This is a genomic window from Puia sp. (genome assembly GCF_036500295.1).
In the GTDB taxonomy this organism is placed as follows: domain Bacteria; phylum Bacteroidota; class Bacteroidia; order Chitinophagales; family Chitinophagaceae; genus Puia.
Map to the genome: position 1 here is coordinate 20,871 of NZ_DASYCH010000062.1, position 26,776 is coordinate 47,646.

The 26,776-nt window shown below is 54.1% G+C and carries 23 protein-coding genes; 18 read left to right on the plus strand and 5 right to left on the minus strand.

Annotated elements, in window-relative coordinates; translation table 11 throughout:
- Positions 1 to 143 precede the first annotated feature (143 nt).
- Entirely contained in the window at positions 144 to 893 is a 750-nt protein-coding gene (locus VGM48_RS12245; RefSeq protein ID WP_331579459.1) for a DNA-formamidopyrimidine glycosylase family protein, read from the plus strand.
- A 45-nt stretch (positions 894 to 938) separates the two neighbouring features.
- On the opposite strand, the gene VGM48_RS12250 is transcribed toward VGM48_RS12245, so the two are convergent.
- From VGM48_RS12250 to VGM48_RS12260, 3 genes are all read right to left on the minus strand, one after another.
- The gene (locus VGM48_RS12250; protein ID WP_331579461.1) at positions 939 to 2,036 is read right to left on the minus strand and encodes a relaxase/mobilization nuclease domain-containing protein; all 1,098 of its coding nucleotides are present in this window, start codon (positions 2,034 to 2,036) and stop codon (positions 939 to 941) included.
- Entirely contained in the window at positions 2,021 to 2,344 is a 324-nt protein-coding gene (locus tag VGM48_RS12255; RefSeq protein WP_331579463.1) for a hypothetical protein, read from the minus strand. Before VGM48_RS12255 ends, VGM48_RS12250 begins: the two co-directional genes overlap by 16 nt.
- A 109-nt stretch (positions 2,345 to 2,453) precedes the next feature.
- Positions 2,454 to 3,038 carry a Crp/Fnr family transcriptional regulator gene (locus tag VGM48_RS12260; RefSeq protein ID WP_331579465.1) on the minus strand — a complete coding sequence of 195 codons (585 nt, stop codon included), beginning with the start codon at positions 3,036 to 3,038 and terminating at the stop codon, positions 2,454 to 2,456.
- A 186-nt stretch (positions 3,039 to 3,224) separates the two neighbouring features.
- On the opposite strand from VGM48_RS12260, the gene VGM48_RS12265 reads away from it, so the two are divergent.
- Together VGM48_RS12265 and VGM48_RS12270 are read left to right on the plus strand one after the other, a co-directional pair.
- Entirely contained in the window at positions 3,225 to 4,508 is a 1,284-nt protein-coding gene (locus VGM48_RS12265) for a nodulation protein NfeD (RefSeq protein ID WP_331579467.1), read from the plus strand.
- Positions 4,509 to 4,513: 5 nt separating this feature from the next.
- The gene (locus tag VGM48_RS12270) at positions 4,514 to 5,272 is read left to right on the plus strand and encodes a slipin family protein (RefSeq protein WP_331579469.1); all 759 of its coding nucleotides are present in this window, start codon (positions 4,514 to 4,516) and stop codon (positions 5,270 to 5,272) included.
- Positions 5,273 to 5,277: 5 nt separating this feature from the next.
- Here VGM48_RS12270 and glk read toward each other — a convergent pair whose 3' ends face one another.
- Both glk and VGM48_RS12280 read right to left on the minus strand, forming a co-directional pair.
- The gene (gene glk / locus VGM48_RS12275; protein WP_331579471.1) at positions 5,278 to 6,312 is read right to left on the minus strand and encodes a glucokinase; all 1,035 of its coding nucleotides are present in this window, start codon (positions 6,310 to 6,312) and stop codon (positions 5,278 to 5,280) included.
- Positions 6,313 to 6,352: 40 nt separating this feature from the next.
- Positions 6,353 to 9,778 (minus strand): methylmalonyl-CoA mutase family protein, encoded by a 3,426-nt coding sequence (locus tag VGM48_RS12280; protein ID WP_331579473.1) that lies wholly within the window; start codon positions 9,776 to 9,778, stop codon positions 6,353 to 6,355.
- A gap of 444 nt (positions 9,779 to 10,222) precedes the next feature.
- Between VGM48_RS12280 and VGM48_RS12285 the strand changes: the two genes are divergently transcribed.
- The 15 genes from VGM48_RS12285 (at position 10,223) to VGM48_RS12355 (ending at position 26,758) form a co-directional block, all read left to right on the plus strand.
- Positions 10,223 to 11,125: a hypothetical protein gene (locus tag VGM48_RS12285; protein ID WP_331579475.1), complete on the plus strand. Its 903-nt coding sequence runs from the start codon at positions 10,223 to 10,225 to the stop codon at positions 11,123 to 11,125.
- Positions 11,119 to 11,922 (plus strand): hypothetical protein, encoded by an 804-nt coding sequence (locus VGM48_RS12290; protein WP_331579477.1) that lies wholly within the window; start codon positions 11,119 to 11,121, stop codon positions 11,920 to 11,922. The genes VGM48_RS12285 and VGM48_RS12290 overlap by 7 nt, the downstream gene beginning before the upstream one ends.
- A 247-nt stretch (positions 11,923 to 12,169) precedes the next feature.
- Entirely contained in the window at positions 12,170 to 12,736 is a 567-nt protein-coding gene (locus tag VGM48_RS12295) for a hypothetical protein (RefSeq protein WP_331579479.1), read from the plus strand.
- 121 nt (positions 12,737 to 12,857) lie between these two features.
- The gene (locus VGM48_RS12300) at positions 12,858 to 13,679 is read left to right on the plus strand and encodes a DoxX family protein (RefSeq protein WP_331579481.1); all 822 of its coding nucleotides are present in this window, start codon (positions 12,858 to 12,860) and stop codon (positions 13,677 to 13,679) included.
- Positions 13,680 to 13,741: 62 nt separating this feature from the next.
- A complete protein-coding gene (locus tag VGM48_RS12305; RefSeq protein WP_331579483.1) occupies positions 13,742 to 14,833 on the plus strand; it encodes a hypothetical protein in 1,092 nt (363 codons plus the stop codon).
- Positions 14,834 to 14,861: 28 nt separating this feature from the next.
- Positions 14,862 to 15,821, plus strand: coding sequence for a hypothetical protein (locus VGM48_RS12310; RefSeq protein ID WP_331579485.1), 960 nt, complete (start codon positions 14,862 to 14,864; stop codon positions 15,819 to 15,821).
- Between the two features lie 27 nt (positions 15,822 to 15,848).
- Positions 15,849 to 17,390, plus strand: a complete 1,542-nt coding sequence (locus VGM48_RS12315; protein WP_331579487.1) for a phosphatase PAP2 family protein — start codon at positions 15,849 to 15,851, stop codon at positions 17,388 to 17,390.
- 125 nt (positions 17,391 to 17,515) lie between these two features.
- Positions 17,516 to 19,102 carry an alpha,alpha-trehalase TreF gene (gene treF / locus VGM48_RS12320; RefSeq protein WP_331579489.1) on the plus strand — a complete coding sequence of 529 codons (1,587 nt, stop codon included), beginning with the start codon at positions 17,516 to 17,518 and terminating at the stop codon, positions 19,100 to 19,102.
- 92 nt (positions 19,103 to 19,194) lie between these two features.
- Positions 19,195 to 20,025, plus strand: coding sequence for a penicillin-binding transpeptidase domain-containing protein (locus VGM48_RS12325; RefSeq protein ID WP_331579491.1), 831 nt, complete (start codon positions 19,195 to 19,197; stop codon positions 20,023 to 20,025).
- A gap of 21 nt (positions 20,026 to 20,046) precedes the next feature.
- The gene (locus tag VGM48_RS12330) at positions 20,047 to 21,756 is read left to right on the plus strand and encodes a VWA domain-containing protein (RefSeq protein WP_331579493.1); all 1,710 of its coding nucleotides are present in this window, start codon (positions 20,047 to 20,049) and stop codon (positions 21,754 to 21,756) included.
- A 58-nt stretch (positions 21,757 to 21,814) separates the two neighbouring features.
- Positions 21,815 to 23,815 (plus strand): (E)-4-hydroxy-3-methylbut-2-enyl-diphosphate synthase, encoded by a 2,001-nt coding sequence (gene ispG, locus VGM48_RS12335; RefSeq protein WP_331579495.1) that lies wholly within the window; start codon positions 21,815 to 21,817, stop codon positions 23,813 to 23,815.
- A complete protein-coding gene (locus VGM48_RS12340; RefSeq protein ID WP_331579497.1) occupies positions 23,812 to 24,765 on the plus strand; it encodes a YafY family protein in 954 nt (317 codons plus the stop codon). Before ispG ends, VGM48_RS12340 begins: the two co-directional genes overlap by 4 nt.
- A gap of 49 nt (positions 24,766 to 24,814) precedes the next feature.
- Positions 24,815 to 25,273, plus strand: a complete 459-nt coding sequence (locus VGM48_RS12345; RefSeq protein WP_331579499.1) for a GyrI-like domain-containing protein — start codon at positions 24,815 to 24,817, stop codon at positions 25,271 to 25,273.
- Between the two features lie 11 nt (positions 25,274 to 25,284).
- Complete coding sequence (locus tag VGM48_RS12350) at positions 25,285 to 25,827, plus strand: DJ-1/PfpI family protein (RefSeq protein WP_331579501.1); 543 nt, start codon at positions 25,285 to 25,287, stop codon at positions 25,825 to 25,827.
- A complete protein-coding gene (locus VGM48_RS12355; RefSeq protein ID WP_331579503.1) occupies positions 25,802 to 26,758 on the plus strand; it encodes an aldose 1-epimerase in 957 nt (318 codons plus the stop codon). Before VGM48_RS12350 ends, VGM48_RS12355 begins: the two co-directional genes overlap by 26 nt.
- The last annotated feature ends 18 nt before the right edge of the window (positions 26,759 to 26,776 follow it).

Consider the following 26,776-nt stretch of genomic DNA (forward strand, 5'->3'; position numbering starts at 1 on the left):
AGAAAAATTGTAGAACTAATTTTCGGGAGGGCGCGGCGGGGCCGTGACCGGGCAGGAACGGCGGCTGAAACAGATATCCATGAGTGGCCGGGTCGTTGCTGCGGGCGGGCCCGCGGCGGGGCTCTTTCGGGTTTGTCTTTTGCATGTCTCCAAACATGCCGGAAGGTCCTTCCATAATCATCCTCAAAGAGCAGGCCGCGGCTTTTGAAGGGAAAAAGATCGTTGCCGTCACCGGTAACACGAAGGTGGATGTCAGCGGCATCGCCGGGCAAAAAGTGGTGGCGTTACGGAGTTGGGGGAAACATTTCCTGATCCAGCTGAGAGACCGGACGATCCGCATTCATTTTATGCTGTTTGGGTCGTATAGCATCGGGGAGCAGACCAAGCCCAACCCACGGCTGCATCTCGCGTTTGCGAAGGGTGATCTGTATTTCTACGCCTGTTCGGTGAAGATCCTGACGGGCGACCTCGACGCCCTGTATGATTGGAGCGCCGATGTGATGAATGACCGATGGGATCCCCGCAAGGCGCGGAAGAAGCTGAAGGCGATGCCGGATGCGCTGGTCGCCGACGCCCTGCTCGATCAGGAGGTGTTTGCGGGCGTAGGCAATATCATCAAGAATGAGGTCCTTTTTCGTATCCGGGTGCATCCCGAGAGCCGGGTGGGCGCGTTGCCGTCGCGGAAGCTGACCGAAATGATCCGCGAAGCGCGGAATTACTCCTTTGACTTTTTGAAATGGAAGAAGGCTTTCCAGCTGCGGAAGCATTGGCTGGCGCATGCGAAGAAGGGCTGTCCCCGTTGCGAGATCCCGTTGGTAAAAGTCGCCCACCTGGGCAAGCGGAAGCGCCGGGCGTTCTATTGCGGGAATTGTCAGAAGCTATATGCTCGCTGAACCGGCCGGATCCCATTCCTTTTTGTTAGTTAGTGTGAAGGGAATTCATAAATGAAGGCGTAATCGGTGCCCTTGTTGTTGAGTTAACTGTTCTTCCTGCACGCATCTGTTGCGCAAGGCTTCGGGCAGGAAGTCCGGGCCGAGGCTTTCATCGGAGAAGGCGACTTTCCTGACATGGTCGACGAAGAAGAGCTGTTCAGTGCCGTCTTCTTCTTTGTTGGAGACGATGGCGATGCCTTCTTTTTGGAGGCTTTTGGTGAATCCCGCCCAGGTCGTCGACTGGCCGGCGATGGCCCATAGGATATTGGTTTCGAGGCTTTGGCGTGCGGATTCGCGAAGGGTTTGATTCTGTTCGAACTTTTCCTCGAGATGTTTTAGTGTGGGTTTGAGCAGGAACTGACTTGCCTTTATTGGTGCGCCGATGCGGTTGCCATCGGGGTCGAGGGCATGGTAAAGGAGACCTTCGAAATTGTGGAGACGGGAGTTTTCCAAACCGGGGTTGGCCGTTACATTGTATTCTTTAAGAATGGCGTTGAATTCATCCAGGGAAGTATACTTATAGTGGTCAACAACGGTATTCAGGACATCGCTGATCGCGTTTTTCAGTCCTGGTTCACCATACACTACCCTTCGTGCGTGATCGACCTCGAACATGAACTGATCTGCCGGGGTGTACTTTCGGCTTTTTTCAAGGGCGAACTCTTGTTCCAACTGCCGGCAAATTGTGTGGGATCTGCGAAAGTCTTCCGGTTCAAGGCGTATCCAGCTGCCATCTGCCCGGACTGTAGAGGCGACGATATGTATGTGGTCGTGACCGGCGTCCCTGTGTTGATATACTACGTAGGGTTGATCTTCGAAGCCCATGTTTGTCATGTAGCGTTCGGCAAGGTCGATGAGGGTTGTTTTGGGGAGATCTTCCTTTTTCCCGAAGTTGAGAGTGATATGTGCACCGTGGTCGTGCAGCCGTTCGTTCAGGGAGGAGCGTTGGCGGAACCTATCCAGAATGGCGTCCTTTGTCAGTTGATCGGCATCGCTGAGAAAGTTCTCCGCGCTTATTCGTTCGGCTTTGCCGGCTGTTACCTTTTGTTCGTTGTAGCGAAGGGATATGGTGACCGGTTTGTTGGCTTTTATTTTTGAGAACATAGGTTAACGAGGTTGATAAGGTTTTCTTCGATGCTATTTGTTTTTTGTTGGAGGGTCTCTTTTTCCAGTGGGGAGAGGTAGTCCTTTGCCAGGAGGATCTTGAAGTCCTTGCGAAGCTTTACGGCCAGTTCGATAAAGTCGTCCAGCGATCGGTTGCGATAGATGATGTGCACGGGTTTTGCGAGGAGAAGTTTTCTGCCGTAAGCGCTTAGGCTCCGGCATGTTGTTCCCTGGAATGCCTTTATAAAATCTTCGTACTCAGTGATGTCTAAATTGACGTTCACCTTCTTTACACGATTCGCCTTCATAACGGTCGTTTTTGCCGGTTATGGAAAAGCGGAAGTTACGGTTTGGCATAGCCTAAAAAAATACGATATCGTAGCTTTTAAAAATTCCCGCGGAATACAGAGAAGGCGATCAGCGGCGGGGATTAGCTTCGAAGTATTGACCTTTAACGGTGCTGTAGTAGTTTGGGGTGAGGCTGAGGAAACTGGCGATGTGTTTTCCTTGCGCCCTGTCCAGCAGCCAGGGGTAATTCTTCACAAGAAAGTCAATCTTATCGTGTCCTGACATCACGCGCATCCTTTCGCGCCTGATGCTTTGCTGATAGTATTTCTGCAGGAAGAAGGCCTGATGAGCCTTGAAGGTAGCCCATCTCTCCAGTGCGTCTTGTAATTCGCCGTAGGTGATGCTATGGATAATCGCTGGTTCAACCACTTCGACAAATTCGTCTGCCGGTGTCTGGTTGAAAAAGCTATCGACCGAGATCATGATGTCGCCTTCCTTCATGAACCAGTAGGTGAATTCGCTGCCGTCCTCTTTGATGCAATAGCCCCTTACCAGTCCCTTTTCGATGAATCCGATCCTCCGGGCGATATCCCCCTCTTTTACAAGGATCGCCTTTTTTTTGTAACGATCGGTCCTGAATTTCGATTCCAGGTAGCTGCGGAGGTCGGGATCGAGGGAGAGGATAGAGTTGAGGAAATGAATGGCTTGTTCCATGGAGCTAAGGTTTAACGGGATGAAAATAGGAAAAAGGTGGATTGGGAGAAGAGGATAAGAGTTTAATTCAGGGGGAAATAATGTGGAACTCCTATGAATAGTACGGCAAGGATATCCCCCCAAAATTCAGTAAATTACAGTAGTTCTTTCCCTACAGCCCGGTGGGACTTCATAAACTAAGGTTCGGTGAAACGTATTTTCTTATATTGTTTCTTTTTCCTGCCGTTTGTGCTTTCTGCGCAGACCGTTGTCTATTTACATATCGACGGCTCCATCAATCCGGTAGTATCAGAATATATTTCCGATGGAATAGAAAAGGCTCATCAGGAAAATGCGGCCTGCCTGCTCATCGCTCTTAATACTCCCGGCGGTTTATTGCAGTCGACCAGGGCCATCGTCAGCAGCATCCTGAACTCGCCGGTACCCGTTGTTGTCTATGTTTCACCAGGCGGGGCACATGCGGGCTCAGCAGGGGTTTTTATTGTCATGGCCGCCCATATCGCGGTTATGGCCCCGGGTACGAATATCGGCGCTGCACACCCTGTCGGCATGGGGCAGCAACCCGATTCGATCATGAATGAAAAAGGGGTGAACGATGCGGCGGCATTTATCCGGAGTATCGCTGATAAACGAAAACGTAATATACAATGGGCGGAAGATGCGGTTCGCCAGAGTGTTTCCCTTACGGAGAAGGAAGCATTGGAGAAAAAAGTCATTGATCTCATCGCCGCTTCTGAACAGGATATCATGAACCAGCTTGACGGAAAGCAGGTTGAACTTGAGGCAGGAACGGTGACGCTGCATACGAAAGGCGCCCGGCTGGTGCCGCAGGAAATGAGTCTTGTAGAGAAACTATTGAATATTCTCAGTGACCCGAACATCAGCTATATTGTCATGATGCTCGGTATCTATGGTATCCTGTTTGAATTATACACCCCCGGAGCCATCCTGCCAGGCATTGTAGGGGTCATTGCGCTGGTGCTGGCATTTTATTCGATGCATGTCCTGCCCATCAACTATGCCGGCCTGGCGTTGATCGTTTTTAGCATCATTCTCTTTTTGCTGGAGGTAAAAATAGTAAGTCATGGGCTATTGGCCATCGGTGGCGTTGTTTCGCTCCTGCTGGGATCTATGATGTTGTTCCAGAGCAATTCGTCGCTGGAGTTGGTACGCGTCTCCCGGTCGGTCATCATTTCTGCAACCCTGGTGTCGGCCTTGTTCTTTCTTTTTGTGATCGGGATGGCGTTGAAAGCTCAAAGACGAAAACCGGTTTCCGGTACCGAAGCCATGGTTGGGGCAAAAGCGGAAGCGATGGAACTCCTCGACCCCACAGGCTCTGTCAAACTGCAGGGAGAGATCTGGAATGCTGAATCCCTTGCAGGAAGGATCGAAAAAGGAGAAACAGTTCTGGTGAAAGTAATCAAGAACCTTAAGTTGTATGTTGAAAAGCAGGCCACTAATTCTAAGTAAATAATATGGAACAGTTCCCCACGGTCACCATCGTGATCATTTTTTTTGCCGTCCTGATCCTGTCAAGTGCCATCCGTATCCTTCGCGAATATGAACGTGCCGTTGTATTCCGGTTGGGACGCCTGACCGGCACGGATGGGATAAAAGGGCCCGGGCTTATTTTATTGATCCCCGTTATTGATAAAATGGTGAAGGTCAGCTTGCGTACGATAGTGATGGATGTGCCGACGCAGGATGTTATCACGCAAGACAATGTTTCCATTAAAGTAAATGCTGTCGTTTATTTCCGGGTTATCGAGCCCCCGAAAGCCATAATCGGGGTTGAGAATTTCCTGATGGCCACTTCGCAACTCTCGCAAACTACGCTGCGAAGCGTGTTGGGGCAATCCGAGTTAGACGACATTCTCTCCCAGCGGGAAAAGATCAACCACAAATTGCAGCAGATCATCGACTCCAATACCGAGCCGTGGGGAATCAAAGTCTCCAACGTGGAGGTCAAGCAGATCGACCTGCCGCAGGAAATGCAGCGGGCCATGGCCAAACAGGCGGAAGCAGAGCGGGAGCGGCGCAGTAAAATAATCGCGGCTGAGGGAGAATTCCAGGCCTCCCAGCGGCTGGCCGATGCAGCCAGGATCCTGGCCGCGGAACCCCAGGCGTTGACCTTGCGCTATCTTCAGACCTTGAGGGAGATAGCGACGGAGAAGAATTCAACAACCATATTCCCTGTTCCTATCGATCTGTTAAAGCCTTTTTTGACTAAATAAGGCAATTACATATTATACGCCCCATAATACGCCGCGCCCATCAACGCCATCTTATCGTTCAACACGACGTGCACGGGCACCTTGTCCGATAACTCATGCATGCGCCCATTATTGTCAAAATTCCTGGACCAGTTATCCGTCTGCAACAACGGGAGGATCTTCGGGGGAATTCCGCCGGCGATGAAGAGCCCGCCGGTAGCCATTAACTTCAGGATGAGACAGGAGGCTTCAATGGCGAGGTAGCGGACAAACAGCTCCATCGTCTCGGCGCAGATAAGGTCTTCGTGCTTCAGGGCCGCCTGGCTGATGACGGCGGCAGGGTCTTCGTCCCGCATGCGCTGGGTGAGCCATTCGGGAAGTGGGCCGCGGTGTTTGGTAGCGAGACAATGAAAGATATTCTTGATACCCATGCCGGAGACAACCCGCTCCCAGCTGACATGCCCAAACATCTGCTGCAGGGAATAGAAGAGCTCCACATCCTTTGGCGTGCGGGGGGAGAAGTCGGTATGCCCGCCTTCGGTGGCGAAGGGATGATATCGCTCGCCATCCCAGAAGAGCCCAGCTTCGCCGAGTCCTGTTCCCGGCGCGATAATGGCAATATTCCCTTTCGATGCGGGATCGCCTGCGGCGAGCGTTGCCAGCTCATCCCGGCCGAGACCGGCCATCCCATAGGCCGTCGACTCGAGGTCGTTGATAAAAGAAACGGGGATACCCAGGTCCTTGCCCATCGAGGCACTGTCCAGCACCCAGGGAAGATTGGTGAGCTTGCTCTTCCCGTCGACGACGGGACCGGCCACCGCGGCAGAGAGCCGCCCGGGCAGCTTGCCGCCGGAAAAGTCATGAACGATATCGGTGAGGGTGGGATAGTCTTTGGAGACGTATCTTTTCTGGTCGATGATATTGACGCCCTCACTGTCGGCGCGACAGAGGGCGATATTGGTCTTAGTGCCGCCAATATCGGCGGCGAGCAAGGTGATCGGAGACTGGCCTTTCTTTATTTCCTTTCTGAATGCAATCGGGACTAGCGGTTTGGCTGCCATACGGATGAATTTTTTGCAGTACTGTGAGTACTACCCAAAATTACATGTTACGCCGGTATTGTCCGCCAACTTCGTATAAAGCGTTGGTTATTTCCCCAAGGGTGCAATATTTTACCGTTTCCATCAGCTCGGCAAACAGGTTTTCATTATTGACAGCCACTTCTTTCAGTCGCCGGAGCATCTCCTCGCGCCGGACTGCATTGCGCCCGCGGAAAGCCTCGAGGTTATGGATCTGCTGATCCTTCTCCTCGCTGGTGCTGCGGATGACCTCACCGGGTAGAACGGTCGGCGACCCCTTGCTGTTCAGGAAGGTGTTGACGCCGACGATCGGCAGTTCGCCATTATGTTTCAGGCTCTCGTAATAGAGGCTTTCTTCCTGGATCTTGTTGCGCTGGTACATCCGCTCCATCGCGCCGAGTACACCGCCGCGTTCGTTCAGGCGATCGAATTCGGTCAGTACCGCCGCCTCGACGAGATCGGTCAACTCTTCTACGGCAAAGCTTCCCTGGAGGTAGTTCTCCGTTCGGGTACTGCCCAGTTCGCGGTTGATGATCAGCTGAATGGCCATCGCGCGCCGGACGCTTTCTTCCGTCGGCGTCGTGATCGCCTCATCATAGGCGTTGGTGTGAAGGGAGTTGCAATTATCATAGATGGCATACAGGGCCTGCAGGGTCGTGCGGATATCGTTGAAGTCGATCTCCTGGGCATGGAGGCTGCGGCCGCTGGTCTGGATATGATATTTTAATTTCTGGCTTCGGCCGTTGCCTTTATAGACATGCTTGATGGCTTTTGCCCAGATGCGTCGCGCCACCCGGCCGATGACACTGTATTCCGGGTCCATCCCATTGCTGAAGAAAAAAGAGAGGTTGGGGGCAAATTCATCGATGGCCATCCCCCGGCTGAGGTAATACTCCACATAGGTGAAGCCGTTGGAGAGGGTAAAAGCCAGCTGGGTAATGGGGTTAGCGCCGGCCTCCGCAATGTGATAGCCGCTGATAGAGACACTATAGAAGTTGCGTATCTGCTGATCGATAAAATAAGCCTGCACGTCGCCCATCAGCCGAAGCGCGAACTCCGTGCTGAAGATACAGGTGTTCTGAGCCTGGTCCTCTTTGAGGATATCGGCCTGCACGGTGCCGCGCACCTGCGACAGCGCCGTCGCCTTTAGCTTTTGATAGACATCCCCGGGCAGTACTTCGTCGCCGCTAAGCCCCAGCAGACCGAGGCCAAGCCCGTCATTGCCTTCGGGCAGACCGTCCGTGTCATTGCCGTTGCCGTACCCGGGTCGAACGCCGTCCGGATATTTGCGGGCCAGCGCGTCGTTGACGGCGGGAACGGAGACGAGACCCGAACCGGGATGCTTTTTTGCGCCGGATTTGCTGCCGGTGCCTGGGCTGGGGTTCCCACCCGCATTTGCGATCAGCCATTTCTCACATTGCTGGTCGATCGCGGCATTCATAAAGAAAGCCAGCAGGATGGGCGCCGGTCCGTTGATGGTCATACTGACCGAGGTCTTCGGGTCGCACAGGTCAAAACCGCTGTAAAGTTTTTTGGCATCATCGACGGTGGCGACGCTCACGCCCGAATTACCAACCTTTCCATAGATATCGGGGCGATGATCGGGATCTTCGCCATAGAGCGTCACCGAGTCGAAGGCCGTACTCAGCCGCTTGGCGGGCTGGCCGGCAGAGACATAGTGAAAACGTTTGTTTGTTCGTTCGGGTCCGCCCTCGCCGGCGAACATCCGGGTCGGATCTTCTTCCGCGCGTTTCAGCGGGAAGACTCCGGCGGTGTAGGGATATTTACCCGGGAAGTTTTCCTGCAGGCGCCAACGGAGGATATCGCCCCAGTCCCTCAGTCGCGGCACTGCGATCCTGGGGATTTGGGTGCCGGAAAGCGATTCGGTGAACAGCGGCTGGTGGATGATCTTTCCCCGGACATCGTAGTCAAAGGTTTCTTTCCGGTAGCGTGCCGTAATCTCCGGCCATTCGTCGATCAGTTTTTTACAAAGCGGATACAGCTGTGACACGTATTTGGCTTTTTGGGCAAGCAGCTGCTCGCGACCGGAAAAGTCGTCGGGCAACTGATCAAGAACGCCGCTCAACTGATAAAGCCGGGAGGCGATGGCGGACTGTTCTTCCGTTCGACGATTGTATTCCCGGATGGCGCCGGTGATCTCCGCGAGATAGCGGACGCGTCCCGGCGGCAGGATCTGCGATTGGGTCGTCGTGTCCTTTGTATGGGCATGCAGGGTGATCTCCCCATAGCGGACGCCGGTCTTCTTTTCGACGGTGACCATCAGCTTTTCAAACAGCTCGTTTATCCCAAGATCGTTGAACTGTGCGGCGATGGTGCCGACGACAGGCAGTTCGCCATCCTTCGCCGTCCACAGTTGATGGTTGCGTTTGTATTGTTTGCGGATGTCGTGGAGGGCATCCAGCGCGCCGGCCTTATCGAATTTGTTTAGGACTACCAGGTCTGCATAGTCCAGCATGTTTATCTTTTCCAGCTGCGATGCCGCGCCGTACTCAGGCGTCATCACATAAACGCTGATATCGGCATGATCGAGGATGGAGGCATCGCTCTGCCCCACCCCTGCCGATTCGAGGATGATGAGGTCATATCCGGCCGACTTACAGATATCGATCGCCTCCTGTACATGAGAGCTCAGGGCCTTGTCGCTATCGCGTGTCGCCAGGCTGCGCATATAGGCGCGGGGGCTGGAGATGGCGTTCATGCGAATGCGGTCACCCAACAGGGCGCCGCCGGTCTTTTTCTTCGAGGGGTCTACGGAGATGACGGCGATGGTTTTGTCGGCAAAGGTGTTGAGATAACGGCGGACCAGCTCGTCGGTGACGGAGGATTTGCCTGCGCCGCCCGTGCCGGTGATGCCGACGACGGGGATAGCTGCTGGGCGGGTCGCTTCGGCGGGGACACCAACTCCATTCTCCGCATTGGTGATCGACCGGGCGATCCGGCGGATGTCCTTCCATTCCCCCAGCTTCATTTCCCCGGCAAAGTTGCGGGGATCGCCGTTGAGTGAGAAGTCGCATTGCTGGATCACGTCTTCGATCATCCCTTCGAGCCCCATGCGGCGGCCGTCGTCGGGTGAATAGATCCGCGTAACGCCATATTGATGAAGTTCTTCGATCTCGCTTGGAAGGATGGTTCCGCCGCCGCCGCCGAAGAGCTTGATATGGCCGCAGCCATTCTCCTGGAGCAGGTCTTTCATATACTTAAAGAACTCCAGGTGCCCGCCCTGATAAGAGGTAATGGCGATGCCCTGGACATCTTCTTCGATGGCGCACTCTACGATCTCGGCCACGGAACGGTTGTGCCCAAGATGGATGATCTCCGCGCCCTTGGATTGAAGGAGGCGGCGCATAATATTGATGGCTGCGTCGTGACCGTCGAAGAGCGCAGCTGCAGTAACAAGCCGGACTTTGTGAACCGGGGTATAGCTCATAGCATAAATGTTTGGAAGACAGGCAAAGATAATAAAAACTAACAATTGTTAGTTAGTGAGATTGAACACGGTTCTGGTCAACCTGAATAGCGAAGTCGTTCCCGACCAATCTTGGAAAGAGACGTTTTCCGTCCGCTTCGGCCAATCGGCCTCCTGGACAAGCGCAGCCTGGCTCGCTGGCTTTCATCGGGCTTCTTCAGGCTGGATAACCCGGAAGGAACCAAAGACACAACGCTGATTTTCGTCATGGTCCTTGCCAACGCTCTGATAGGTTATAAATAAGTGATTGATAATAAGTATGATAACATACTTTGTGAATATTAACTTTAGCTTTGTTATCGTGCAAAATCTTGTTACTTTTGTTGTATCGAAGACTTCATCTATTATATTAGTCACACCTTCGGGCTTTCGGCGTATGCAGAACCAATAACCCCAGGTAAAGAAATGCCACTTTATCTGAGGAACAGCTTTGCGTTCTTCGAAGGGCTTCTCACCGGCAGAAAATTAATTTGGGCAAGGATACAAACAGAAGTTAGCATAACCCCGGAGGGATTACAAAACCAAAAATTCCAGTTGGAGCGTTTGCTAACCCTTCCGGTCATATTCGTTTTTAACCGTCTGGACAGCTGGCAAAGGAAGCGATTAATTGAACGACAAATCGGGTTCATCCAGACCGGAAAACAGGTGTACATTCCGGAATGGCTAATACAGCTGAATGATATCCGTGAAATCCGAAGAAATGTGAAGCATAATCGAGATCGATTAAGCTTTCCTGCCCAAGTAGCAGTACTCAGTCAATTACAGCACCGTCCCATTGATGGGCAGCCAGCCCACCAGATTGCTGAAAAATTGGCATATTCCGCGATGACTATAACCCGGATTGGTCGGGAATTGGAGCAGCATGGCGTAGCGACCCTTCAATCGGGAAAAGAAAGAGCATTTACCTTTAGAGAAAAAGGCGAAGAATTGTGGCGCCGGGTATTGCCATTGCTTCGTGATCCTGTCAAGGAAGAATTATTTGCTTATGATTTGGCAGGTATTGGCCAAGTGCCGGAAGCGGGTGAAACCGCGCTCGCTGAATACACTATGTTGGCTGAAGGGAGGACAAAACACTTCGCGATTGGCAAGGAGCAATACAAATCGCTTCAAACATTGAAACGATTACCCGAACTAAACAATCATCAGGGAAATTATTGCCTCCAGGTGTGGAACTACAATCCAACTGTAATCGCCGGTGCCTCAAGTGCCACAGTCGATAGGCTCTCGTTGTATCTCTCCTTGATGTCCAAACAGGATGAACGGATTCAGGCCGCATTAGCCGAAATGATCAAAAAAATAACATGGTAAGGGGACTAGAGATATTCAAAAACTACTTCGAGGGTTATGCCCATCACTATATCCTGATCGGCGGCACTGCCTGTGATGTACGGTTTGCTGAAAAAGCACTCGAATTCCGTCGAACCAAGGATCTGGATATTATCCTTGTAGTAGAGGCGTTAACTGAAGGTTTCGTACGGCGTTTCTGGGAATTCATCCGCTTGGGAAAATATGAAGTGGCGGAAGTCGATGAGAAAAAGCGATTTTATCGTTTCATTTCGCCGAACAACGCTGAATATCCCGCAATGCTGGAGCTTTTTTCCCGCCACCCAGAGGCGCTTCTACCTGCAGAAGGCCTGTACATTACCGATATACCAACGGGAGAAAATGTTTCGAGCCTGTCGGCCATCCTGATGGATGACCTTTACTACCAATTCACATTAACCAATAGTGACACAAGCGGCGGCCTACATCTGGCCGGCGATATTGCCCTGATCGCTTTGAAGGCAAAGGCCTTTTTGAACAACCTGCAACGAAAGCAGGCTGGACAAAAGGTTCAAGAAGATGATATCACCAAGCATAAAAACGACGTGATCCGCCTTACAGCCACATATGAAGGGAACAAAATACAGCAGATTCCGGATGCCATTCGGGAAGATATAGCCATGTTCACCATGATCTTAACGGGTGAGCCGGACAACATCAAAGATCTGCTGAAGCCATGGGGAATCGGCATGATCCGAAAGGACGAAATAATTGCGCGACTACGGGATATATTTCAAATAGACCAGTCTGCTGACGATATAGTAACTGTGTCTGTGGCCTAAACTGCGCCTAAAAGAGCAGTTGAATAAAGGGCCTTTCTACACCAATGAGCTTCAACTCAGGGATGAAGACAACTGCATCTTTATCGGTTTCCCTCTGGCCCTCAAATACCGGGATTATAGATTCTCAAGAATTTAGTTCCATCTTGTATATAGCTGCCTTAAGATTTCGGAAATCGCGATCGCAAGGACCGCCGCCGCGGCAAAAAAAATCTCCGCAGTATCCGAAAAATTACTAATTTGTATCGCTTTGAAGCGCCTTGCTGCCATACTGCTCATGGGAATCCTGTTCTTCAACTGGTACGGTTACCAGTTGTTGACGCAGTACTGGCAACAACAGGCCGAAAGCCGCCTCCAGGCGCGGCTCGACCGGAATGAATACGATGAATCTCAGCTTGTTAGCGTAAAAATCCCCGTCACGACACTTTCCTATTATAATGGTTCGGCAAATGGTTTCGAACGCGTAGACGGCAAGATCGAGATCAAAGGCGTCCACTACCAATATGTAAAACGCCGCGTCTACAAGGATTCGCTTGAGCTGCTGTGTATCCCCAACGTTACGACCATGAAGCTGCTGCAGGTGAAGAACGATTTCTTCCGCCAGGCGAACGATCTCCAGCAGCAGAACCAGGGAAAGAAGACCCCTTCTTCCTTCCTGAAAGACCTATCCAAAGATTATCAACCGACGGCAATGCACATTGCCGTTCCCGATGCGCTGGCCGCGTTGATGCCCACGCAAGGGGTTTATACCTGTCCCCGGCTTCCCAACAATTACTCCCCCATCGCCGAGATGCCTCCGGATATGGCAGTCCTCTAAACCGGATCTCCCCGGTTTTGTACACGGGCCATGCGCACCCGGTGTACTCACAGCCTATTTTCACATTCTTGAATTAACGCGCCGACGGCAATGTCCGGACGGTAAGACCTAATGATCCAGCATGAAGAATTTTTCCGGTGAGGGCATGTACTCGCCCGCACAAAATATCCACTATGCGCTGCGTATTGCTGCGGCGATGTGTTTTATCGGTCATGGCGTTTTTGGGATTATCACAAAACCCATCTGGTGCAACTATTTCGCCGTCTTCGGCATCGGTCATGATCTTGCCTACCGGCTCATGCCGTTGGTAGGGGTCATCGATCTCCTGATGGGACTTTCCCTGTTGTTCTATCCCATCCGCGCCGTTGCGGGCTGGCTGCTTTGCTGGGGGCTGATAACCGCCTCGCTGCGCCCGCTGTCCGGTGAACCCTTCGCGGAAATGATCGAACGCGCCGGCAACTATTGCGCCCCCCTGGCGCTGTTGCTGCTTTCGCCGACAAAAGCGCGCGGCGGAAGCTGGCTTTGGTCCCGGATCGACGCCGATCCGCAACCCGATACCCGCCAATTCCGGCTTGTCGTTTTCTGGCTGAGAATAGCCGTCGTTCTTCTACTGCTGGGTCATGGCTGGCTTAACCTCATCGAAAAGAAAGGTCTTCTGCAACAATATGCCGCCCTGGGCTTCCCGAACCCCGCCCAGGTCGCGCGGATGGCAGGCCTCTTCGAGCTGCTGGCTGCGGTGGCAGTCCTTGTCCGGCCCATCCGCCCCCTGCTGTTCATCTTCTTTGTCTGGAAGATGGGGACCGAACTGTTCTACCCGCATTGGGAGGCTTTCGAATGGGTGGAACGCGGCGGCAGCTATGGCTGTATCCTCGCCCTGTGGATGGCGCTCGGCCGGATCCCGCGTGCTGCCGCACCCCGGACAAAAACAACATTCGCAATCTGATCAAATCATTAATTAAATACGGCCGGTATCCCCGGCCACACCACTACCAAAACTTCCGAAAAATGAGAAAGTTACTTTTCAGCATCTTCTTTCTGACTGCATTCGCCTCATTCAATCACGTTCTTTCGCAGGGTTGCGTCGCCATTCGCAGCACCGGTGGTTTCTGTACCGTTGGCGGTCATACGCAAGTCGACTCCGCCAGCAAATGGCAGTTTACCATCAACAACCGCTATTACAAATCTTTTAGACATTATGTCGGCGAAGTATACCAGAAACAACGAGCCGAACTGGGCAACGAAGTAATTAACAACGCTTATACCCTGGACATGGCGATCTACCGGATGATCAATCCCCGCTGGTCGATCATGCTGGACCTGCCTATCTCCGCCAACGCCCGGTCGCAGACCTATCTGCAGAAAGGGGTATACAATCGATACAGTACCCACGCATTCGGTGCGGGGGATATCCGGCTGGCCGTTTACAGCTGGATCCTCGATCCCGTGAAGATGCCAAAGGGCAATATCCAGGTAGGCCTGGGTTTCAAACTGCCCACCGGCCAGGACGACTACCAGGATTATTTCAAGACCAGCGACAGCACCAGGACCTTTGGCCCCGTCGACCAGTCCATTCAATTAGGCGATGGCGGCACCGGCATCACCTTCGAGTTGAACGCGTTTTATAACTTCTCCCATACCGTCGGCGTCTATGGTAACTTCTTCTATCTTTCGAACCCCCGCGATCAGAACGGCATCTCCAATGCCCACGGCGCTACGCCTTCCGCTTCCTCCATCGCCAACGGGAGCAACGTCATGAGCGTTCCCGACCAAATGCTGATCCGGGCCGGTGTCAGTGTTCAGTTTAACCGCCTGACCGCCACCGCCGGGTTCCGCGACGACTGCCTCCCCGTTCGCGACCTCATCGGCCAGAGCAACGGCTTCAGAAGACCCGGCTATATCCTTTCCGCCGAGCCCGGACTGAACTATGTGGTCTCGTCGAAGGTATCGCTGTACAGCTACGTTCCCATCGCGTTTGTACGCAACCGCACACAGAGCGTACCGGATAAGATCACCACAGCATTGACCGGGAAGTTTACCCAGGGCGATGCGGCGTTTGCCAACTGCGTAGTCAACATCGGCGCGAATTTCAGATTCTGATCCATTGATAAAAACCAAAACAAGGCTTATGTTCAACTTTAAAAATATAGCTCTCTCCGCCGCTCTTGGTCTCGGCCTTCTTCTGCCCGCGATGTTGAAGGCGCAAACGGATGAGGATGCTATCATGATGACGAAAAAGAATCTTTGTGTCGGCGGCACATACATGCAAAACAGCTGGGACCACTACTGGGAAGGGACCTTCAAACGGAGCAACCAGAATATCGGGACGGTGTCCACCAAATCGGTGATGCTGATGGGGACCTATGGGATTACCGACAAACTGAATCTCGTCGTAGGCGCGCCCTATGTCTGGACACATGCAACGGCGGGCACGTTACACGGCCAGCACGGAGTCCAGGACCTGTCGGCCTGGCTCAAATGGGAGGCGCTGGACCTGAACGTAGGGAATGGGGTACTCTCTTTTTACCTGCTTGGCGGCGGCTCGCTCCCGCTGACCAATTACATCGCGGATTACCTGCCTCTGTCCATCGGGCTGCACAGCAAGACCCTCTCGGGCCGGCTACTCGTCGACTACCAGGTGAAGAACTTCTTCGTCACGGCATCGGGAACGTATACGGGAAGAAGCGATATCACCATCGATCGCAACTCGTATTACACGACTTCGCTTCACCTGACGGACAGGGTCGATATGCCGAATATGGCCTCCTGGAATGTCCGGGCGGGCTACCGGAGCAACTGGCTCATCGCCGAAGCCGTTTTCACCGATATGATCACGATCGACGGGTTCGACATCCGCAAGAACGACATGCCTTTCCCCAGCAACAAAATGAATTCGAAGATGGGTGGTGTGGACTTCAAATACACGTTCAGAAAGCTGGATGCGCTGTCGGTCGTCGGCGGGGCGATGTATACCTTCTCGGGCCGGAATGTCGGCCAGGCCACTGCCTGGGATCTTGGGGTTTTCTATGTCCTCGATCTCGCGCACAAGAAGGCCAAAGCGCACAATACGGCCGGAAAGAAACTATGACCTTGCTTATAACTCAAAAAAGAAATTATGAATCGCAATATATTCCATCTTGCCTTCGGCGCTTTCTTCCTGGTGACGGCCTGTAATAAAAGCGTCTCCAACAGAACCGCCAACCTCGCGCCGCTGGCGCCTGCCAATCAAGACCTCACGGCAGGTAACTGGAAGCCCATCCTGTTATCGAGACCCGATACTTTTTCCATAGCCACCCCCGCGGCAACCACCAGCCCCCTGTATCTGGCCGATCTCAACGAGATAAAAGGATACCAGGCCCATCTGACCGGCGATCAGAAGGATCAGATCGCCTATTGGAGCGCCGGGGGCGTCCTGCGCTGGAACGAGGTGATGCGGGAGCTGTCGGCGAAATATAATCTGCCGCCCTATCAGAATACCGACGGCACCTATCCCATTCCCAACTCCGCCAATCCCTTCGCTTATCCTTTCTTCCCGTTTTCCAACCCGCCGTATGCCGCACGCGCCTATGCCTATGTCAGCGCCGCGCAATATGACGCCCTGGTAGCCTGCTGGCATTATAAGACGCAGTACAAGCGTCCTGCGCCCTATCTGGTGGACTCGACCATCAAGGCGATGGCCGGGAAGACGACCCTGCCATCCTATCCCTCGGAAGGCGCCGTTCTCGCAGGAGTAACCGCCGGGATGATGCAACTGCTTTTCCCCGATGAGATCGCCAATATCCAGCAAAAGCTGGAACAGCAGGAAATGGCGCTCATCACCTCCGGAACGGCTACCCGCAGCGATGTCACCGCCGGTGAAGCGCTGGGCCGTCAGGTGGCCGAAGTATTTATCGCCCGGGCTCGTGGTGACAATGCCGGCAAGGCCGGAGGCACACCCGCCGACTGGACAAAATTCGCTACGACGGCAACGGCTGCCAACCAGATCCCCTGGCTGAGCCTCGATGCCCCGTCAAGGCCACCCATGCTGCCCCTCTTCGGGAAGACAAAGGGCTTTCTCTGCGATTCCGCCACTATCGTCGCATTACGGCCGGGTCCGCCGCCGTCGACGAGCAGCGATGATCTGAAGGCACAGACTGCCGCAGCCTTAAAAATGATCAAGAACGCCACCCGCGAACAGATGAGGATCGTCCAGTTCTGGGCAGACGGTGTGGCGACCTACACTCCGGCGGGCCACTGGAATGCCATCGCCGCCGAAGATTGGATAAAGCAGAACTGGAGCGAGGTCCGCTGGGCCCGAAACATGGCACTGCTCAATATGGCCGAAATGGATGCTGCCATCAGCTGCTGGGATATCAAATATTTCTATTTCAACCCACGGCCAACCCAGATGGACGCGAATATCAAGACCCTCACCGGGATACCTAATTTCCCGTCCTATGTCTCGGGACACTCGATGTTCAGCGCTGCCGCCTCCGCCGTCCTTGGGCATATCCTGCCTGATCGGGCATCGACCTACCAGGCCATGGCCCAGGAAGCGGCCAATTCGCGCATCTATGCGGGGATCCACTACGAGATCGATTGTTCCGTAGGGATCACCGTGGGAACGAAAGTGGGTAACTATGCCGTAAAACGCGCCCTGACCGATGGGGCCGAATAAATATTTTTTGGTTTATAAGCAAAAGCAAGCAAAACGCCACGATTCTTCGTGGCGTTTCCATTTACATCTTTGGGCAAATGGCGGGTGGCCTTTTTTTCGCTATTTTTATCCTAACTATAAAATATATGAAAAGACTGGCCGGCTTCTTACTTCTTGTAGTAACCTCCCTCCTCTCTTTTGGACAACCGATCGTCACCACCCCGCCCGACAAGATCTACGGGAAATTATTTATCGACGTACAGATGAACAGGGTCTTTCCCGACGGCAAGACCTTCGTGGATTGCATCCCCAAGCGAAAGCCCGCCGAGATCGTCGCTGACTATGAGGCGCAGAAGGAGACGGCCGGGTTCGATCTGAAGAAGTTCGTCCTCGATAACTTCGAAGTTCCCGGCGGTCCTGCGGACACCTATAAGACCAACAGCAACGACGACGTGGTCACGCATATCCGTAATCTCTGGTCCGTACTGAAACGCACCCCCGACAAGGTAGTGGAAGGCAGCTCGCTGCTGCCGCTGCCCTATCCGTACATCGTGCCGGGTGGCCGCTTCCGCGAAGTGTACTACTGGGATTCTTACTTTACGATGCTTGGGCTCAAAGAGAGCGGCGAGATAGAGATGATCGATAATATGGTAAAGGACTTTGCCTATATCATCGAGAACTACGGCCATATGCCAAACGGCGCCCGAACCTATTACCTGGGTCGTAGCCAGCCCCCCTTCTTTTCCGTCATGGTGGAATTGCTGGCGGAGGCAAAGGGGGATAGCATATTCCAGGAGTTTCTGCCGGCGATGGAAAAGGAATATGCGTTTTGGATGGATGGCGCCGACAAGCTGAAGCCGGGGCAGGCGTTTCGCCGCGTCGTGCGGCTGAAAGGCGGGGATATCCTCAACCGTTACTGGGACGACGCCACCGTGCCCCGCCAGGAGAGCTGGCGGGAAGATGTGCTCACGGCCCAGCGTTCGGGCCGCGACAAGATCGAGATGTACAAACATCTGCGCGCCGCCGCGGAGAGCGGCATCGACTTCAGCAGCCGCTGGTTTGCCGACGGCAAGAACCTCGTCACCATCCGCACCACCGACTTTATCCCGCCTGATCTCAACGCCCTCCTTTATCACCTGGAGTGGGCGATCGCCAAGGCCAAGCTGATGAACAAAGAAGACAGCTCGGCTGCGCAATTCCGCCGCAAGGCGATCCATCGGGGCGAACTGCTTGACAAATATTGCTGGAACAAGGCCGTCAATTTTTATACGGATTATAATTTCAGAACGGCAAAGCAAAGCACGCATATCACCCCCGGCGGGATGTATCCATTCTGCTTCATCAACGAGCGACCGGACTTTATGAGCTTTCTCGGCAGGAAGGTGGCGAACGTCGTCCGCGCAAAGCTGCTCCAACCGGGCGGGGTTGCGACCACGGAATTCAACACCGGGGAACAATGGGATTCGCCCAACGGCTGGGCGCCGCTGGAGTGGATGACCATCTGGGGGCTCGACCGCTGTGGTCAAAAAGAGCTCGCCGCCGATATCGCCGCCCGCTGGGTAAAGCTGGTGGAGAAGGTGTATAAGGAGACGGGCAAGCTGATGGAAAAATACAATGTCGTAGATATCAATAGAGAGGCCGGCGGCGGCGAATATCCCGGGCAGGACGGTTTTGGCTGGACCAATGGGGTGCTGCTGAAGCTGATCGAAAAATACCATCTTCCAAAAGAATAAGGCAGGGGCCCGGCTTAAAACGGGCGGCACCCACGAGGCCAACGGCCGAAGTGGACCGACAATTCGTACCTTGCGCCAAATTCCAGCGTATTATGCCCAAACTCTTTTTCACCCTGCTGCTGATCCCCGTGCTCTTTACGGCCTGTTCGACCAATAACGTCAACGTCGACGACAGCCTGCAAAAATACTTCGACAGCGCCGGTGTAAAAGGATGTTTCGGGCTTTTCGATAACGGGCAGGGAAGCTTCACCATCTATAACCTGCGCCGCTTCCGGGACAGCGCCTATCCTCCCGGCGGAACCTTTGACGTCCTCCAGGGACTTATCGGGCTGCAAACAGGGGCAGTGCCCAACGACACTTCAAAGGTGTTCCACCTGGCAGCAACGGTCGGGACTCATGCCGACACCGGTTGGATCTCGGGTGAGCAGGCTTCCTTACAGGACATTTTTAAGAGAGAGATGGGGCAGATGGGCTCGAATCAACTGGCGGCCCTCGTCGGAAAGGACAGCATTAAGAAGTGGGTGGACTCGCTTCGTTATGGTAACAGGGATGTCAGTGAGCTCGGCGACTCGGGCCTTATCCACCGGCGGCTCAGGATCACCGCCGACGAACAATTGGGACTCACCAAAAAACTTTATTTCGATCAGCTGCCCTTCTTCCAGCGTCCCCAACAGCTGGTGAGAAAAATGTTCTTCGTCGAAGAGACAACCAACTACCGGCTGGTCTACAAAACCGGTAAAACCACCAACGCCGACGGCAAGCCCTTCGGCTGGATCATGGGCTGGGTGGAAGAGAATAAACATCCGTATTTTTTCGTTGTTAATATGGAAACGGCCAATGCGCAACTGGATGTGCCAGGCGTTGGTCTTCAACTTGTTAAAAATATCTTACGAACCATGGGGTTCTTTGCGGGGAAAAAATAGGGACGTATATTGCCTGGAGAAATGTTTCGACTCGAACATAGCGACTATCTCATCGGCCTGGGGGCTCTTCCGCTACTGGGGGCTGCGTTTTACTTCCTGATAAGCTGGAAGAAGAAAACGGCTGCCGGGATGGGCGATCCTGCACTTGTCCAGCAACTGATCGGCAATTTTTCGCCCTGGCGCTTTGGGATCAAAGTGACCGTGGCTTTTCTCGCCTTCCTGATCATCGTGTTGGCGGCGACAAATCCGCAGAGGCCCGGAGCCATGGAGAATGTGCAGCGGAAAGGGGTGGACGTAATGCTGGTGCTGGATGTCAGCAAGAGCATGCTGGCCCGGGACATCAAACCCAGCCGGCTGGAGAAAGCCAAGCAACTGCTGTTGCTGCTGACCGATAAACTGGATAACGATCGCATCGGGCTGATCCTTTTCGCAGGCCGCTCCTATCTTCAGATGCCGCTTACGACCGATCACGGCGCGGCGAGGATGTATATCCAGCAGGCCAGTCCGGATGCTGTTCCGACCCAGGGTACGGTGATCGGGGAAGCGCTGCAGATGGCCAACACCGCTTTTAACAGCAAGGAGCGGAAATATAAATCGATCGTCCTGATCTCGGATGGGGAAGACCATGATCCAGAGGCGATGAAAGTGGCTCAGGGTCTGGCGAAGAATGGGGTGATGATCAATGCTGTCGGGATCGGTTCGCCCGATGGGTCGCCGATAGTCGATCCTGCCACCAACGAGTTAAAGAAAGACGAGCAGGGAAATACCGTTATCTCCAAGCTCAACGAAACCGAATTGCAACAATTGGCAAATACCACCAACGGGGAATACATCCGGCTGGATAATATCGATGATGCGCTGATCACGATGACTCAGCGGATCGACAGTGCCGAGAAGAAATCGATGAGCGACGCCGAGTTCATCGACTACAAGAGCTATTTCCAGTGGCTCGCGGGTGCCGCGCTTTTGTTGCTGGTGATCGAATTCTTTTTGTCGGAGCGGCGGAGGAAAAAAAAGGACGCCAGGCCGGGCCTCTCCGCCCGGGTGCCCGCAGGTGCGGCCGTCCGTACGACGTTGCTGGTCCTGGGAATCCTGATCGCGGCACTGCCGGCGGCGGCGCAGGCCGGTAATGCGCAGCTTCGCAGCGGGAACCGGTTCTATAAGAAGAAGCAGATCGATCAGTCGCTGCGGCAATATCAATCCGCGGTTCAGCAGGCGCCCGACAATCCCACGGCAAATTATAATCTGGGCAACGCCCAGTTCAGGAAGAATAACTACGACGAAGCCACCCATTCATATGATGCTACAGTAAAGAACAGCGCCAACGACAAGGCCATGCAGGAAAGAGGGTATTATAACAAGGGCGTGGCGATGATCAAACAAAAAAAACTACAGGAAAGCATCGATGCCTGGAAGCAGGCGCTCAAACTGGATGCCACGGATGCCGATGCGCGGGAGAACCTGGAACGGGCGCTTATCCAGCAGAAACAACAACAGAAGCAACAGCAAAAGAATCAGCAGGACCAGAAGAAAGATCAGAAGGACAAGAAAGACGACAAAAAAGACCAGGATCAGCAACAGCAGCAACAGCCCAAGCCGCAACCCAGCCGGCTGAACAAACAGCAGGTGGAGCAGCTGTTGAAAGCGCTGGAACAGAAGGAGAACGATCTGCAGAATAAGATGAAGCAAAATAAGGTGAAAGCGCCTAACCAGCCGGAGAAAGACTGGTGATTCGCGCCGGCGGACCCGTGGTACGCTCTTGGGCAATTCTTTGTAACTTTACCTCCTTATGCAAACCTATTGTCATTCCCTCACCCGGTACTCGCGGCTGCCCACCCTTGAAGTAAAGATCGGCGACCTGCTGCTTGGCAATTTTCATCCCATCCGGGTGCAGACCATGACTACCACCGACACGATGGATACGCTGGCCACGGTGGAACAGTCGATCCGCTGTATCGAAGCCGGCGCCGAGCTGGTCAGAATAACCGCACCCAGCAAGAAAGAAGCCGAGAATTTATTGAATATCAAGAATGAATTACGTCGGCGGGGCTATACCACCCCACTTGTGGCAGATATTCATTTTACGCCGAACGCCGCGGAGATCGCGGCCCGCATCGTGGAGAAAGTGCGGATCAACCCCGGCAACTATATCGACAAAAAGAAGTTCGAGCATATCGAATATACGGATGCAGAATACAACGAAGAGATCGATCGCATCCGTCAACGCTTCACCCCCCTGGTAAAGATCTGTAAGGAATATGGTACCGCGATGCGCATCGGGACCAACCACGGTTCCCTGAGCGACCGGATCATGAGCCGCTATGGCGACTCGCCGATCGGGATGGTGGAGAGCGCCATGGAATTCCTGCGGGTGGCGCGTAACGAGTCCTATCACAATATCATCCTCAGCATGAAGTCCAGCAATCCGCAGGTGATGGTGCAAGCCTACCGCCTGCTGATCCGCAAGATGGACGAGGAGTTTGGGGTCTGTTATCCGCTGCATCTCGGCGTCACCGAAGCCGGGGACGGCGAAGACGGCCGGATCAAATCGGCCATCGGTATCGGCACGCTGCTGGAAGACGGCATCGGCGACACCATCCGCGTTTCGCTGACCGAAGACCCGGAATTCGAGATCCCCGTTTGCCAGGACCTGGTGAAACGCTATCAACAGCGGGAACCGGGAGCAACCGCGATCCCCCCGATCGCGAAGCTGCCTTATTCTCCCTTCGAATACCGGCGGCGGGTCACGCGCGGGCTGGCGAATATCGGCGGCACCCATGTCCCCGTCGTGGTGGCCGACTTCATGAAGGCGACGGCCATCCATCGTGAAGACCTCAAAGCTATCGGTTATGCCTATGACGCCGCCAGCGATAAATGGAATATCGGAGATGCCGCGGCAGACTATCTCTACACCGGCAAAAAGACTATCGGCTTCGACCTTCCAGGAACGCTGCGGCCGGTTTGCGATCATCAACAATGGCTGGAACTGGATCAACGCGAAAAGTATATCCCACTGTTCCAGGGATCGCAATATGATCCCGCGGGCGAACGCTCCGACACCCTCAACTTCATCGCGGTGGATGCGGCAGGCGATGAGTCCATTCCTCTCGCAGAGACCCTGCGCGACGACGCTACGGTCGTGCTTTGCTGCTATAGCTCTCATCCCCAGAGTCTGCTTTCGGTGCGACGGTTCTTTATGGAGCTGATGGTCCGGGATATCCGCGTCCCGGTGATCCTGGCCGTAGAGAGCGAGCACCAAACCATCGACGAACAGCTGATCCATTTCTCCGCCGAGTCGGGCGCCCTGCTGCTCGACGGGATGGGGGACGGACTTTGGCTGATGAACGATCCGGCAAAGATCGTCAACACGAGAGTCAGCGGCCGCACCTATCTTGAAACAAAGAACAACCATCAGTTTCTCAACAATATCGCTTTCTCCATCCTGCAGGCTGCACGGACCCGCATCTCTAAAACGGAATATATCTCCTGCCCTTCCTGCGGCCGGACCCTTTTCGATCTGCAGGAAACAACAGCCCGCATCCGGCAGGTGACCCACCATCTGAAAGGCGTGAAGATCGCCATCATGGGCTGCATCGTCAACGGCCCCGGCGAAATGGCCGACGCGGATTTTGGCTATGTCGGCAGCGGACCGGGCAGGGTAACGCTCTACAGAGGAAAAGAGATCGTCAAGCGATCGGTGGACAGTGCCATTGCCCTTGAAGAACTGATCAATCTGTTAAAGGACAGCGATGTCTGGATCGAGCCTGCCACTACACCTGTGACACTATGAACCGCATAGACAGACTTCATGCCATACTCACCCATCTGCAGAGCAAGAAAAAAGTGACGGCGCAGGAAATGGCCGATCGCTTTAACATCAGCCTGCGGACGGTTTACCGGGATGTCAAAGCCCTGGATGAGTCCGGCGTGCCTGTCATCGGCGAGGCCGGGTCCGGCTATACCATTATGGAAGGTTACCGGCTGCCGCCTGTCATGTTCACCCAGGAAGAGGCCAGCGCCCTGCTGTTGGGCGCCAAACTGGCCGAACAGTTTACCGACGGTTCCGTCAAAAGGCATTTTCATGGCGCGTTGTTCAAGATAAAGGCCGTGCTTCGTTCGCCCGACAAGGAATATGTCGAGAGCCTGACTGAACATATCGAGATCGTCTCACGGTATACCCCTGACAGCGACTCCCCACAGCAATATCTTTCCCTGCTGCAGCAGGCCATCGTGCACAAAAAACTGGTTCAGCTGCATTACCGGTCCAATCTTAAAGAAGAGGTCACCCGCCGGAAGGTGGAGCCCATCGGGCTGCTTCATTATGGCTCCGCCTGGCACCTGATTGGCTGGTGTCATCTGCGCAATGACTACCGGGATTTCCGGCTCAGCCGGATGCTGGGGGTCGTTCTGGAGGAGATCTTCTTCGACCCCAGCGCACATCCTTCCATCAAGGAATACATCGAGCGGATCCGGGAGGGCAACGACCTGCGGGAAGCCATCGTACTATTTGACAAGCAGGTTGTCAAATATCTGCAGGAACAAAAATATCTCAACGGGTTCGTCTCGGAGGAGGTATGCGAGGACCGCGTCCGGATGAAGTTCCTTGTTTCCAATCTCCCTTATTTCTCCCGGTGGCTGCTGATGTATTCGGACGGCGTACGGATCGACTCGCCCGATGAACTCAAGACCATGGCGCTCGAGCTGGCAGAAAAATGTTCCGCACATCACCGGTCCTACTGACATACTGTTGTCACTTTGAGGTTGTTCCTTTGTGGAAACCGACACTTGTATGCTTGTTCGAACGCAACCTCCCATGACCGTTCTTTACTCTTCCCGGCAGGCCCGGCTGGCCGATCTGCCCAGCATGGCGGACTCCGGCACGGTCGCCCGTGAGCTCTACCGGTATGTGGCCGACCTGGACCTGCTGGTCTGCGGCCCGCAATACTGGTTCTACCATGGCGTGGATGGCCGGCCCGATACGCGTTTCACGCTGGAGGTGGCCCTGCCGGTGCAGGGAAAGATCCCGACCGCCCTTCTTCCTTTTTTTAAACAGATCCCTGCTTTTCGTTGTCTTTCTTCCAGATATGAGGGCCCCTGGGAGGGCATCGCTCAACACTATGCCCAGATGATGCAGCATATAGAAGAGAATCAACTGAAAATGAACGGAATTTATGCCGAATCTTTTTTGCATATAGACACCGACCACCCCGATAACCAGATCACCGAGATACAGATCGGACTTTGTTAAAAACTTTTATCATGAAAAAGAGAACCTGTGCCGCTTTTCTCTTCGACGGCTTTGCCGACTGTGAGCTCGCGCTGGCGATGGCGGCGATCAACCAGCCCGGGGACTTTGTTCTGGAAACTTTTTCCAACCGGGGGCGGGCGGTCACTGCCCGCAGCGGCCTGCAAGTACTGCCGCATACCAATCTGGCGGGGATGCGGCCGGACGATTTTGATATTTTATTGCTGCCGGGCGGCGACCAGTGGGAGAAAGGCGACAACCTGGAGATCTTCCCGCTGATAAAAGCCACGCTGGGCCGGCGGGTGGTGGTGGCGGTTGGTTCGGCCACCCTGGCGCTGGCCGATCTGGGTGTGCTGGATTCGATACCCCATACCGGCGGGGGTCCCGGCTATTTTCGACGGTATTGTCCCGAATATGCGGGGGAGGCGTTGTATCGCCGGCAGGCGTGTATCCAGGCCGGCGGCGTCATCACGATCGACAGCCGATTTCAGCCGGTTTTTGATACATTGCAGGAAATATATCTCAACGATCATGAACTTCACGATCCGGCATGTTGATCAGCACGGCCTCCACCTGGTGACCCTTACCGATGAAAACAACGGCACGACGGTCGCCCTGCTCCCCGGGCATGGCGCTACACTCCATGAATTCCTTGTCCGGCAAAAGGACGGCTCGCTCTTTAATGTTATCGACAACTACCACGATGCTGCCGAACTGAAAAAAGAAATGTCCCGCAGTTTCAAGGGCCCGAAGCTCTCCCCCTTTCCCTGTCGCATTCCCGATGGGGTCTATCAGTTCGAGGGCCGGGAATATCGGTTCGGCCATCTTTTTGGCGATGGGACGGCGATCCATGGGTTATTGTACGATAAGCCCTTTACGGTCACCGCGGAAAATGCGGACGGCGCCGCCACGGTAGCGATGGAATATATCTACAATGCCGACGACGAGGGTTATCCGTTTCATTACCATTGTCTGGTCCGGTACGAGCTCCATCCCGGCAATAATCTCGAGGTGACTACGACAGTGACCAATGCCGGCGATACCGTCATCCCCATGGCGGATGGCTGGCATCCGTATTGGCGGCTTGGCGGCCGAGCCGATGAATGGCTGCTGCAATTCCACTCAGAGGCGATCGTGGACTTCGACGACCGCCTGGTGCCTACCGGGGGCCTGACACAATATGGAGCTTTTGCGACGGCCCGGCCGCTCGGCGATACCTTCCTGGACAATTGCTTTGTGTTAAAACCCGGGCTGGTAAGCGCTGCCTGTGAACTGTTTAATCCGGCCAACGGCCTGCGCGTTTCGTTCTTCCCCGAACGGGGTTATCCCTATCTGCAGATCTATACTCCAAACAGCCGCGACAGCATTGCCGTAGAAAATCTCAGCGGCGCACCCGACTGTTTTAATAATAAAATGGGTCTTTTGCTGCTGCCACCCGGACATTCGCAAATATTTACCGTACGGTATAAGGTTAGCGTCGAGGATTAAATTAATTTGGCGGTCAAA

Bases quoted from the DNA above. Each gene is read 5' to 3' on its own strand.
- VGM48_RS12245 (WP_331579459.1), top strand. From the start codon at position 144: ATGTCTCCAAACATGCCGGAAGGTCCTTCCATAATCATCCTCAAAGAG.
- VGM48_RS12250 (WP_331579461.1), bottom strand. From the start codon at position 2,036: ATGTTCTCAAAAATAAAAGCCAACAAACCGGTCACCATATCCCTTCGC.
- VGM48_RS12255 (WP_331579463.1), bottom strand. From the start codon at position 2,344: ATGAAGGCGAATCGTGTAAAGAAGGTGAACGTCAATTTAGACATCACT.
- VGM48_RS12260 (WP_331579465.1), bottom strand. From the start codon at position 3,038: ATGGAACAAGCCATTCATTTCCTCAACTCTATCCTCTCCCTCGATCCC.
- VGM48_RS12270 (WP_331579469.1), top strand. From the start codon at position 4,514: ATGGAACAGTTCCCCACGGTCACCATCGTGATCATTTTTTTTGCCGTC.
- glk (WP_331579471.1), bottom strand. From the start codon at position 6,312: ATGGCAGCCAAACCGCTAGTCCCGATTGCATTCAGAAAGGAAATAAAG.
- VGM48_RS12280 (WP_331579473.1), bottom strand. From the start codon at position 9,778: ATGAGCTATACCCCGGTTCACAAAGTCCGGCTTGTTACTGCAGCTGCG.
- VGM48_RS12285 (WP_331579475.1), top strand. From the start codon at position 10,223: ATGCCACTTTATCTGAGGAACAGCTTTGCGTTCTTCGAAGGGCTTCTC.
- VGM48_RS12290 (WP_331579477.1), top strand. From the start codon at position 11,119: ATGGTAAGGGGACTAGAGATATTCAAAAACTACTTCGAGGGTTATGCC.
- VGM48_RS12300 (WP_331579481.1), top strand. From the start codon at position 12,858: ATGAAGAATTTTTCCGGTGAGGGCATGTACTCGCCCGCACAAAATATC.
- VGM48_RS12305 (WP_331579483.1), top strand. From the start codon at position 13,742: ATGAGAAAGTTACTTTTCAGCATCTTCTTTCTGACTGCATTCGCCTCA.
- VGM48_RS12310 (WP_331579485.1), top strand. From the start codon at position 14,862: ATGTTCAACTTTAAAAATATAGCTCTCTCCGCCGCTCTTGGTCTCGGC.
- VGM48_RS12315 (WP_331579487.1), top strand. From the start codon at position 15,849: ATGAATCGCAATATATTCCATCTTGCCTTCGGCGCTTTCTTCCTGGTG.
- treF (WP_331579489.1), top strand. From the start codon at position 17,516: ATGAAAAGACTGGCCGGCTTCTTACTTCTTGTAGTAACCTCCCTCCTC.
- VGM48_RS12325 (WP_331579491.1), top strand. From the start codon at position 19,195: ATGCCCAAACTCTTTTTCACCCTGCTGCTGATCCCCGTGCTCTTTACG.
- VGM48_RS12330 (WP_331579493.1), top strand. From the start codon at position 20,047: ATGTTTCGACTCGAACATAGCGACTATCTCATCGGCCTGGGGGCTCTT.
- ispG (WP_331579495.1), top strand. From the start codon at position 21,815: ATGCAAACCTATTGTCATTCCCTCACCCGGTACTCGCGGCTGCCCACC.
- VGM48_RS12340 (WP_331579497.1), top strand. From the start codon at position 23,812: ATGAACCGCATAGACAGACTTCATGCCATACTCACCCATCTGCAGAGC.
- VGM48_RS12345 (WP_331579499.1), top strand. From the start codon at position 24,815: ATGCTTGTTCGAACGCAACCTCCCATGACCGTTCTTTACTCTTCCCGG.
- VGM48_RS12350 (WP_331579501.1), top strand. From the start codon at position 25,285: ATGAAAAAGAGAACCTGTGCCGCTTTTCTCTTCGACGGCTTTGCCGAC.
- VGM48_RS12355 (WP_331579503.1), top strand. From the start codon at position 25,802: ATGAACTTCACGATCCGGCATGTTGATCAGCACGGCCTCCACCTGGTG.